At 60.2% G+C, this 10,920-nt stretch carries 9 protein-coding genes; 7 read left to right on the top strand and 2 right to left on the bottom strand.

The window, feature by feature from the left end; all coding sequences use genetic code 11:
• Positions 1-260: AAA family ATPase (locus EV130_RS30575; RefSeq protein WP_165918595.1), on the bottom strand; the 260-nt coding region annotated here is incomplete at its 3' end.
• 887 nt (positions 261-1,147) lie between these two features.
• Positions 1,148-1,852: a nitrogen fixation protein NifQ gene (locus tag EV130_RS30570; RefSeq protein WP_004673813.1), complete on the bottom strand. Its 705-nt coding sequence runs from the start codon at positions 1,850-1,852 to the stop codon at positions 1,148-1,150.
• Between the two features lie 1,290 nt (positions 1,853-3,142).
• Between EV130_RS30570 and EV130_RS30560 the strand changes: the two genes are divergently transcribed.
• The 7 genes from EV130_RS30560 to EV130_RS30520 all read left to right on the top strand — a co-directional run bounded on the left by EV130_RS30560 (position 3,143) and on the right by EV130_RS30520 (position 10,702).
• Positions 3,143-3,580 (top strand): DUF3846 domain-containing protein, encoded by a 438-nt coding sequence (locus EV130_RS30560; protein WP_004673815.1) that lies wholly within the window; start codon positions 3,143-3,145, stop codon positions 3,578-3,580.
• Between the two features lie 64 nt (positions 3,581-3,644).
• Entirely contained in the window at positions 3,645-3,815 is a 171-nt protein-coding gene (locus EV130_RS34330) for a CCE_0567 family metalloprotein (RefSeq protein ID WP_004673816.1), read from the top strand.
• A gap of 1,579 nt (positions 3,816-5,394) precedes the next feature.
• Complete coding sequence (locus EV130_RS30540; RefSeq protein WP_004673817.1) at positions 5,395-5,574, top strand: hypothetical protein; 180 nt, start codon at positions 5,395-5,397, stop codon at positions 5,572-5,574.
• 68 nt (positions 5,575-5,642) lie between these two features.
• The gene (locus EV130_RS30535; RefSeq protein ID WP_004673818.1) at positions 5,643-6,923 is read left to right on the top strand and encodes a cytochrome P450; all 1,281 of its coding nucleotides are present in this window, start codon (positions 5,643-5,645) and stop codon (positions 6,921-6,923) included.
• A gap of 5 nt (positions 6,924-6,928) precedes the next feature.
• On the top strand, positions 6,929-8,530 hold the full coding sequence (locus EV130_RS30530) for a cytochrome P450 (protein WP_004673819.1): 1,602 nt from the start codon (positions 6,929-6,931) through the stop codon (positions 8,528-8,530).
• Positions 8,517-9,359 carry an SDR family oxidoreductase gene (locus EV130_RS30525; RefSeq protein ID WP_018247209.1) on the top strand — a complete coding sequence of 281 codons (843 nt, stop codon included), beginning with the start codon at positions 8,517-8,519 and terminating at the stop codon, positions 9,357-9,359. The genes EV130_RS30530 and EV130_RS30525 overlap by 14 nt, the downstream gene beginning before the upstream one ends.
• Positions 9,359-10,702, top strand: coding sequence for a cytochrome P450 (locus EV130_RS30520; RefSeq protein ID WP_018247208.1), 1,344 nt, complete (start codon positions 9,359-9,361; stop codon positions 10,700-10,702). The genes EV130_RS30525 and EV130_RS30520 overlap by 1 nt, the downstream gene beginning before the upstream one ends.
• The last annotated feature ends 218 nt before the right edge of the window (positions 10,703-10,920 follow it).

Genomic DNA, 10,920 nt, shown 5'->3' with positions numbered 1-10,920 from the left:
CACTTGATGCCTTTGTAGCCGGCCTTGAGCACGTCCTCGAGCTCAAGGTCTTCCACCGAACCTTCCTGCGCTGCCAGATGCAGAACCGTGTCCTGTGCTTTGGCGTTCAGGATCAGCCGGGTGGAGTCGGCTTTCGGGTCGCATCCGACGATCAGGATCTTCTGCCCGAGGTCGACAAGCGCTGCGAGCGTATTTTGGGAGGTGGTGGACTTGCCGATCCCCCCTTTGCCGTAAAATGCGATTTGACGCAAATCTGACATATCGCCTTCCTTCTTTCGTTCCATCCATCGCTGAGTAAAAGGCAGGCAGCTCGCGCCGCCTCGCATGGCAATCTTCAAAACCCGTGCCATGTGGGCAGCAGCATATAAAACAGTTGTTTTGCTGATCTTCAGCTATTTAATTCCAAACTTTCGAAGGCGGGATCGACAAACTCTTGTCTCGAAACCGCCAAACTGGATGAAGCGGCTGCGAGGTCTTGTCGGTTGGAAATCGCTTGCGTCAAAGATCAACAAATCTCGTCCGTATCCTTACATCTCAGGCGAGGGACAGAAGTAGTGTGGCAAGTCGTAGAGCCAAACAGATCGGCACCGCATTGACGGCCAATCGGCTTCGCACCGCGCGTCGGAATTAAGGCCGGATGATCAGCAGAACGCATATGAAGGCACAGTAGAGATTGTCGCTTACAACAAGCTCGCTGTTATGCTGTCTCCACGAACAAATAGGAGGAATGCCGACAGCTTGGCAGCTGAAGTCTTGCAGGCCCGGATTGTTCCGCCATTGGCGAGATTGACAACGGAGCCGGTTTCGATCGTCAGCGGGCCAAATTCTGGAGGAAATGCTCGAAGGCTACAGCAAAGATCGTGAGCAAGCTATCAAGTTAAAGCGCTAGTCGCGGATGCTTTTTTCCGGCCGCACGCTCAGCTCCGACAAATTGTAGATCGCGTAGTCGAATATGGCGAAGAGCTTAAGGCAATTTTAGTAGGCGCTATAGAATGGACCGATGATCATTATCCGACGACGACATCACCGCTCATATTTAGGAAAGCGACATTTGCGCGTGCCCGCACAGTCGCAACATCGGGAGCAATAATCCCCCGTATCGGTTCAACGTCGCCGGACAAGCCCGCCAAGATTGCATCTGTGGCCTTTACGTTTTCAAGATCTCGTGCCCGACGAACTCTGCCGCTCCAGAAAGACTTCCGCTTTCCTCAGGGAGAAAGCATTCATTAAAATCGCCGCATTCCTTGCAGCTGGGAGCGCTACAAAGGGAAAAGCCTTCAGCTTCGCAAATCTTGCGGTAGAAATATTTTTTCCACCTCATGTTGCAGGTGTTGCCTGCCGCCAGCGCCGGAAAATGCGCGAACAGCAATCTCCTAAGTTCGGCTTTGTCATGCAAGCCGAGATCCCGCCAGAGGTGGTCTTCACGCATGGAACGTCGCGCAATGATCTTAGCAAAACGCACGCCCTCAGGGTCGCCTGGCCGCACATGCGCTAGGAGCATGTCGCGCAACAGTTGCTCCTCCGCATCAGGCACGCAATCACTCGCCTCTTGCAGGGCAAAGGCGCGGATAAGCCTTGCTGGGAAACTGCGGGTTGTATCCCGCAGCTCCCTAAGCGAAAGGCCGGTTGCCTCGGTCGCGGTGGCAATCCCCATCTCAATTTCTTCAAGTGCGCGCGAAAAAAAGCGGAAGAGCACATAGTCATCAAATAACTTGAGACCCATCTGGCATGGTCGGCTGAAATAGAGTGTTTGGCAATCGTCGCAGTGGTCGACGGCTAGGCCGGTTTGACGTGCGGCGTCCACAGTTGGTACCGCTACCGTCAAGACCCCGATGTGATGCACATTTGGCATGCGCTTCGTCGCTTTCTCCAATAATCGAATTCAGTTGGCTGCTTTGGTCCCCGGAAGGCGAACATTCAAAGGTTGTGCCAACTTGAGCAAGTGACAATTGAAGCCGGCTTTTCAATCACTCGATCGCCTGTGCAGCGGGAGGCGATCCCGCCTCCCGCTGTCGTCAAACGGACAAACGCAGGCTTTCAATCTGCGGCGCCGATTGAGCAGTCTGAGTGCGGCAATCTGAGGGAAGATCGAAGATCAACTGCTGCGCAACGACGCCTTAGCCGTCGATGAGAGTTATCATATGTCTCTTCGATAGTCCTCAGAGTAGTTGGAGACCGGGCCTGTTCGCCACACTCCGAGGGCCGCCGCCATAGCGAGCAACATGGCGGCGGCAGTATCTCTCCGGGATACGCAATAAAATCTGCCGCTTCCTATCTATTGCATTTTTTACGTTTCTCCGCTGACGTCGCGATCACCTTGTTTGGTTAGACGCTTTGATCATGCACCAAGGTCGCTAATCAGGAAAAATAGATTGATTGGATGCCGTCATCCGCGTTTTGAATAGCACTAAAAACGCGGCACCAAAAACGCCTGGGGACCGAGCGCGAACTCGCGACCGCGGCACTCAGCACACTTTAAGTAAGCCAACAGTGAGCGCGGCTGTTGCCCCGGTTGCGCTAGCCAAATGTCGTGATGCTCGGATGGAACTTGCCGATTGCAAATTTTCTTTCTGCTTCAGCGTCGCAAGGGGTGCCTTGATAGAAGCTCCACTCGTCAGCTTCTCGCGTCTGCAGCATGGGAGATGATTTCCAATTCTGCCGGGGTATTCGTACAGCGTACAGCTCTCGTCAAACTTGGAACACGCACCCGTTTGCATAGCCTGCCCAAGGTCGGGATCCCGTTCCGCAAATTTGGGACAAATGTCGAGCCATACGAGCGGCGACGCCGATGGCCGCCACGTTCGATTGCTGAACTCGCCTTAGTCCACTGCGCGGCTGCTGGTATGGTCCAACATCGTCGCGTACATGTTTGGCGCGGAATTGGTATGGGGGCGCGCCGGAATAAAACCACGCGTATTCAAATATCTAAATAAAGTCAACGATATGGGCGACATTGGAGCGACACGTCCGGAGCGTGACTTGAATTGAACCGAACCGAATTGGCGCAGGACCATTTACACAGCACGCTGAATCTGCATATTGCCGCGCGTTGTCGCTATCCCGAGTTGATGCACGAGTCGCTTTCGCTCCCGTCAAAAGCAGCTGGGCACGGGCTCTTTTCAAGAATTTAGAAGGCAAGGATATGGAAAATTTTGTGTATCTGTTGGAGCCGGAAAGTGCGATCTTTCGCGCCGCTGAGCTCCCTGATCGCAACAGCATTGCATCGATCTCCGGTTTAATTGGCAGTGATCTTATTCAGATGATCCGCTTCGACGACATGCACTCGCTATTTGTTGGGGAAGAAGCTTTGCGAGTTGGGTTAACCGCCTTCACGATCTTTGACGGGTACCCGATCCCTCTTGCCGGGCAGATAGCGCTTTTGGGAGGCGACGGTAGTAAACCTTATCGTTCACCGTCAATAACGATGACGGAAGCCGCGCGACGTTTTGAATGTTGCCGGCCGGTGCTTGATCCTGTGTTTGCTCCGATGGACCGAGTGGCGAACAAGGGCCTCATCGTTGCGGGCGCACTGGAAAGCCTGCAAGTGCGTATTGATCGCCGCTCCCCGGTGCTCCTATGAGCGCAATGACGAATGATAGGATCCAGGTCGCGCCGATTCGCTCAGAGTCCGCGAGTGTGCCGACATGGGCTGGAGAAACGGAAAGCTGACGCCTCAAAGCGGCGTTCACTACGTTGCCGAAGGCCTCCCGTTCAACTGGACAAAGGTCAACACTGAAGGGCGGAAGACGTTCAGTGCATTTGCCGAGTTGGAAGCCGCGAAGGAAAAAGTCGCCATTTTGGCGTGTTCGCGCTGACCCGGCTTTTGGCAACCTATGGCACCAGCTGAATGCCGAAGTAGTTGATCGCTGTCGACGGCGCAACCCGCTTTGCATGCAGACGCTGTTTCAACGCCTGCTCTCGGCGAAGTCATGCACGTTCATAGCGTAGACGAACCGGGCGAAATCATCGGCGTCGACGCAGTTGAAACATTGGACGAACGAACGGGAGCAAGACCTTGCCCTTTAGAACCTTTTTTTGCATCCTGCTGCTGGTCACGTGCACCAGCGCTGTTTCGGCCTACGCCGCCTCGCTTTCCATCTTCAAAGCGTTCGCCGTAACCTTAGCGGCTTCGGTTTTCCTTCAGGTCGTTTATTTCTTGAGCCTGCTATTTATGTCCTTCCGGCCCACGCGCGAGAGCGACAGATCGATACATTCAGGAACTCGGCAGGCAGACCAGCCACAAAAACGTGATCGCGATAAAACAGAGCAGTCCAACGTCCCCAAGCTTGACCCAAGGCGTAAACGGCGCACCCCTTAGCGGTGTAGGTATTGACCGAATTCATCAGGCGTAAGCTCAATTCGATGTCATGGAACTATTCAACAACCTCCAGCAACCGAGGACCGCTTTTTTCACCACGGTGCGGCGGTCCATGAGATGCTGCATTGGTCTCCCGATTGCTTCATCTTCGGCATGGATCGGGCATCGTCTGGTTTAGAAGGTCTCCGACTAAGGCGACTGCTGCCGACCGCCGCTTCTGATTAGATGACATGTTTCCGGAAGAGAACATGCCTCGAAATTTGATCGTTTCCCGTTGCCTTTTAGACCTACGCCGATCGAGAAGCTCGACCGTCTCGGTAAGCGCGGGGGTGGAAACATTGAGAACAACGTCAACGAGATGACTGCAAGCTCGGAACTTGCATCTGGCGGAAATAAGCTCCGCAAACTTTATTACCGGAGGGTCGAGGCGGGTCCAGTCAGATTTGCCCAAAGCCGGCGCTTTTAACGCGGCGGCGCAGTCGACGACGTTCCCGCCCATGGGACGAAAACTGGCGGGGCAACTTCGACGTCGAAGATGGCGCGGATTGTTGCACGAAAGCTCGCCTCGGGGCATCCCATGCAGGTCGCCGACTGTCGGACGCAGACCGGCGTTAGATCAGGCTTTTGTCAGACATGTACTCCGCGGTTGTCGGCATTGAGACTGAATGGCGGGAGCTTGACACTACGCGCTGCTACGAAATGCCTGCTGAGCCCACGAATTCACTTCGGCACGCGATTTGCTCTGGTCACGGTATGTCGCCAATCGCAGCGCGATGGTCTTCGGGCGGCGCGTCGCTGTTCGCGTCTCGTGAGGTCCGATGGTTTGCTGTGGCAATGATAGTGGCTCGGTTGTGCGCCGGGAAAATGTGAGGAGTGTTGGATGCGATCTAGAGTTCTTCGTTTGCGAGCCACACACGTCGCGAGCGGTACAGCCAAAGCGGCGGACCTTGAGCCAGGCGGGAAACCGGGCGTGTGGGACTGGTTTGGAAGTTATGTTTGCGGACGGGTCGGTGGGCGGGTGGGGTCGAACCTGCTGCGCGAATTCCTACGGTCGGCCGACCTATGGCGTTACCGACATGTTCGATTTCAACCGGCTGCAAAACCCGCACCTGCCCCTCGGCCAGGGGCCGCATCTGTGCGTGGGCGCTGCGCTGGCGCGCCTGAAATTGGGACGTGCCTTCCCCCCGCCGTTCGTGCGGCCGGAGGATCTGGCGCTGGCAATCGCCAAGGAGGACGTCGTCTACACGCTGTCTTAACTCATTTGCTGCCCGCAGTCCGCCCGTCATCTTCCGCCCCTTCCGGGCTTAAAGAGTGAAGCGTCACCATGTCCGAACAATCCTTGCCGACGCTGCCGATGTGGCGGGTCGATCACATCGAGCCCTCGCCCGAGATGTTGGCGCTACGCGCCAAGGGTCCGATCCACCGCGTGCGCCTTCCGTCCGGGCACGAATGCTGGTGGGTGACAGGCTATGACGAGGCCAAGGCGGTGCTGTCTGACGCGGCATTCCGGCCCGCGGGAATGCCTCCGGCGGATTTCACCCCAGATTCGGTCATTCTCGGTTCGCCGGGATGGCTGGTCTCGCACGAAGGGGACGAGCATGCTCGGTTACGCACGATCGTGGCGCCGGCCTTCAGCAACAGCAGGGTGAAGCTGCTTACGCAGCAGGTCGAGGCGATCACCGTGCAGTTGTTCGATACGCTGGCGGTTCAGCCCCAGCCCGCGGACTTGCGACGCCATCTCTCCTTTCCGCTTCCGGCCAAGGTAATCAGCGCGCTGATGGGCGTGCCCTTCGAGGAACACGCCTTTTTCGCAGGGCTCTCCGACGAGGTGATGACGCACCAGCATGAAAGCGGCCCGCGCAGCGCGTCCGGCCTGGCCTGGGAAGAGCTCCGCGCCTACATCCACGGCAAAATACGGGGCAAGCGACAGGATCCGGGCGATAACCTGCTGACGGATCTGCTAGCCGCGGTCGACCAGGGCAAAGCGACCGAGGAAGAGGCGATCGGCCTCGCGGCGGGCGTGCTGGTGGCGGGGCACGAGAGCACCGTCGCGCAGATCGAATTCGGCCTGCTGGCCATGTTTCGCCATCCGCAACAGCGCGAACGCCTGGTCCGCGATCCTTCCCTGGTGGACAAGGCGGTGGAAGAAATACTGCGCATGTATTCGCCTGGCGCGGGGTGGGACGGCATCATGCGCTATCCCCGGACCGACGTTAACATCGCGGGCGTGCATATACCCGCGGAGAGCAAAGTACTGGTCGGCCTGCCGGCGACCTCGTTTGATCCGCGCCATTTCAAAGACCCGGAAGTCTTCGACATCGGACGCGACGCAAATCCCCACCTGGCGTTCTCCTACGGGCAGCACAATTGCATCGGGGCGGCGCTGGCGAGGCTGGAACTGAAGGCCATATTCGGTTCGATCTTCCAGCGCTTTCCCGCGTTGCGCCTGGCCGTGGCGCCCGAAGAACTGAAGTTGCGCAAGGAGATCATTACCGGCGGGTTCGAGGAGATGCCGGTGCTCTGGTGCGGACGCCCCCCGGCATCGCAATCTTCTCATTTGGCGGCGCCTGGCGCGCACCGGTCAGATCAGCCACTCGACAGGTAATCAAGATGGACGTGCAAGACACCACGGCAGCATGCCACGACGCCTTCGCCGAGCTGGCGTCGCCAGCATGCATCCAAGACCCGTACCCGTTCATGCGGTGGTTGCGAGAGCACGATCCGGTGCACCGCGCGGCGTCGGGCCTCTTTCTGTTGAGCCGCCACGCCGACATCTACTGGGCGTTCAAGGCTACGGGCGATGCGTTTCGGGGGCCGGCGCCATCCGAACTGGCGCGCTATTTCCCGCGTGCGGCGAGCAGCCTGTCGCTCAATCTGCTGGCGTCTACGCTAGCCATGAAGGAACCACCGACGCATACGCGTTTGCGCCGGCTGATTTCGCGCGATTTCACCGTGGGCCAGATCGACAACCTGCGGCCGAGCATCGCGCGCATCGTCGCAGCTCGCCTGGATGGCATGGCGCCCGCACTGGAGCGAGGAGAGGCGGTGGACCTGCATCGGGAATTCGCACTGGCCTTGCCCATGCTTGTCTTCGCTGAATTGTTCGGCATGCCCCAAGACGACGTTTTCGAGCTCTCAGCGATCGTCAGCGCCATTCTAGAAGGCCTGAGCCCGCACGCCAGCGATCCACACCTCGCCGCGGCGGACGTGGCCAGCGCCAGGGTGAAGGCCTATTTCGGCGACCTCATACTGCGCAAGCGCGCCGATCCCCGCCGCGACATCGTGTCGACACTGGTCGGCGCACACACCGACGACGCCGATACGCTCTCGGACGCGGAGTTGATCAGCATGCTGTGGGGCATGTTGCTGGGCGGCTTCGCCACCACTGCTGCGACTATCGACCATGCGGTGCTGGCGATGCTGGCCTACCCCGAGGAGCGGCACTGGCTGCAGGGAGACGCCGCAGGGGTGGAGGCATTTGTAGAAGAAGTACTGCGCTGCGAGGCGCCGGCCATGTTCAGCTCCATTCCGCGTATCGCCCAGCGCGACATCGAACTGCATGGCGTGGTGATCCCGAAGGACGCGGACGTGCGCGTGCTGATCGCGGCCGGCAATCGCGACCCGGACGCTTTCGCTGATCCCGACCGCTTCGATCCGGTGCGGTTCTACGGCACCAGGCCTGGCATGTCGAGCGACGGAAAGATTATGCTGAGCTTCGGCCACGGCATCCACTTCTGCCTAGGTGCTCAACTCGCCAGGGTGCAACTGGCCGAGAGCCTGCCGCAGATCCAGGCTCGCTTCCCCACGTTGGCCTTGGCCGAGCAGCCGACCCGGGAGCCCTCAGCGTTCCTTAGGACGTTCCGCGCGCTGCCGGTGCGGCTGCACGCGCAGGCGGCGGCTGAGGTTCGCGTCGTGGTCGACCAGGACCTGTGCGGAACCACTGGTCAGTGCGTGTTGACGCTGCCGGGCACCTTTCGTCAGCGGGAGCCGGACGGCGTGGCGGAAGTGTGCATGGCGACGGTCCCGCAGGCGCTGCACGCCGCCGTGCGCCTAGCAGCCAGCCAGTGCCCGGTCGCGGCCATTCGGGTGATCGAAAGCGAAGCCGGCGATGACCATTGCACCAACCCCGGCCCTACGCCCTCTCCGGCAGACGCTGAGCGACATGCAGCGAAAGACCTACGCAATCCAGGAGAACATGATGGAACGATTTAAAGGCAAGGTGGCCGTGGTGACCGGCGCCGGCGCCGGGATCGGCAAGGCATGCGCCCTCGCCATCGCGCGCGAGGGCGGCAGAGTGGTGGTGGCCGACATTGATGGCCCCGCTGCCATCGCCTGCACCGCACAGATCGCAGCCGAAGCGGGCCAAGCGCTGGCCGTGGCCATGGACATCGCAGATGCGCAGGCGGTGGCAGAGCTGTTCAAAACGGCGAAGCGGCGCTTCGGTGGGGTCGACGTGCTTGTGAACAATGCGAGCGCCATGCATTTGACTCCGCACGACCGCGCGATCCTCGACCTGGACGTGGCGGTCTGGGACCAGACCATGGCGACCAATTTGCGCGGCACGCTCCTTTGCTGCCGGCAGGCCATCCCACAAATGATCGGCCGTGGTGGTGGCGCGATCGTGAACATGTCATCGTGCCAAGGGCTCAGCGGCGACACCGCACTGACGTCATACGCCGCGTCGAAGGCCGCAATGAACATGCTGTCGGCCTCGCTTGCCACCCAATACGGACACGCGAAGATCCGCTGCAACGCGGTTGCGCCAGGTCTTGTCATGACTGAACGTCTCTTCGCCAAGCTGGACGAGTGCATGCAACGGCATCTACACCGGCACCAGCTCCTGCCGCACGTCGGCCGCCCCGAGGACGTAGCCGCGCTGGTCGCGTTCCTGCTCTCGGAGGAGGCTGCGTTCATCACCGGCCAGGTGGTGTGCATCGACGGCGGCATGTTGGCGCATGTTCCAACCTACGCCGACGGTGGCAACAGCGCGGCTCGGCCGGCCGGTGACGCCGCCGAAGCAACCGCAGCGTCGCATTGGTGATGGACATGCTGCTCAACCCGCTGAACCGCTGGCGCCGGCTACGGGACGACATCCCGGTCATGCCTGGCGCTTTCCCCCTGGTCGGGCATCTCCCCGCCATCGTCTGCGATCTGCCGCGCCTGCTGCGGCGCGCGGAAAGGACCCTAGGCAGCCACTTCTGGCTGGACTTCGGCCCGGCCGGACACCTGATGACATGCCTGGATCCAGATGCGCTCGCATTGCTCCGGCACAAGGAAGTGTCCTCGGCACTGATCGAAGAGATGGCGCCCGACATCCTTGGCGGAACGTTGGTCACTTTGGACGGTAGCGCGCACCGGCAGGCGCGCGATGGGATAAAAGCGGCGTTTCTGCCGAGGGGTCTGACCGAGGCCGGCATTGGCGAGCTGTTCGAACCAATTATTAGGGCTCAGGTCAAGGCGTGGCGCGACCGCGGTGAAGTCGCTATCCTGCCAGACACACGCAACCTGATGCTCAAACTCACCTTCAGTCTCATGGGCATCCCCGCTCAAGACCTGTCGGAGTGGCATCGCAAGTACCGGCAACTGCTGCAATTGATGGTCGCGCCCCCGATCGACCTGCCGGGGATGCCCTTGCGACGCGGCCGCGCCGCCCGCGATTGGATCGACGCGCAGTCGCGCCAGTTCATCCGGGACGCGCGCGCGCGCGCCGCGCGCACCGGGTTGATCAACGACATGGTGAGCGCCTTCGATTGCAGCGATGGCGCGCTCTCCGATGACGTCCTGGTCGCCAATATCCGCTTGCTGCTGCTTGCCGGCCACGAGACCTCCGCCTCGACGATAGCCTGGATGGTGATCGAGCTGGCGCAGCATCCAGAGCTGTGGGACGCCCTGGTCGAAGAGGCGCAACGCGTGGGCGCGGTGCCGACCGGGCACGAGGACCTGGCGCAATGTCCGGTCGCAGAGGCGCTGTTTCGGGAGACGCTACGAATGCATCCGGCTTCCTCGCTCGTACCGCGTCGCGCGATGCAGGAACTACAACTCGGCCAGCGGCGCATTCCTGCGGGCACTCATTTATGCATCCCACTACTGCATTTCTCGACCTCGCCGCTGCTGCACGAAGCGCCCGATCAGTTCCGTCTGGGGCGGTGGCTGCAACGCACGGAGCCGATCCGGCCGGTGGACATGCTGCAGTTCGGTGCCGGCCCACACGTCTGCATGGGCTATCACCTTGTATGGCTGGAGCTGGTGCAGTTCAGCATCGCCTTGGCATTGACCATGCAGGAGGCCGGGGTGCGGCCGCGATTGATGAGCGGCGTCGAAAAAGGCCGGCGCTATTACCCGACCGCACATCCGTCCATGACAGTCCGCATCGGATTCTCATGAGCTGGGATCCTCTGCCCCGTGTCAAGAGGCAGCGGCGAAGACGATGGGCGGCATTGCTGCATTCGGCGCGCGCGCGCGGTGCGACGCCGGCAGCACCGCGGCGGCTCGCCGCTCGCCGCGGCATTCTCTGTCAGGTAGAAGGAGATGAACAACATGCAGAAGGGTTCCACGCTAAACGACGACCGAACTGGCGTTTCCCCGTTCGGCGGATCGGGCGC

Source organism: Rhizobium azibense (assembly GCF_004342325.1).
GTDB classification, from domain to species: Bacteria; Pseudomonadota; Alphaproteobacteria; order Rhizobiales; family Rhizobiaceae; genus Rhizobium; species Rhizobium etli_B.
Note: the sequence above shows the minus strand (reverse complement) of the source record. Positions and strands in the feature narration are given on the sequence as shown.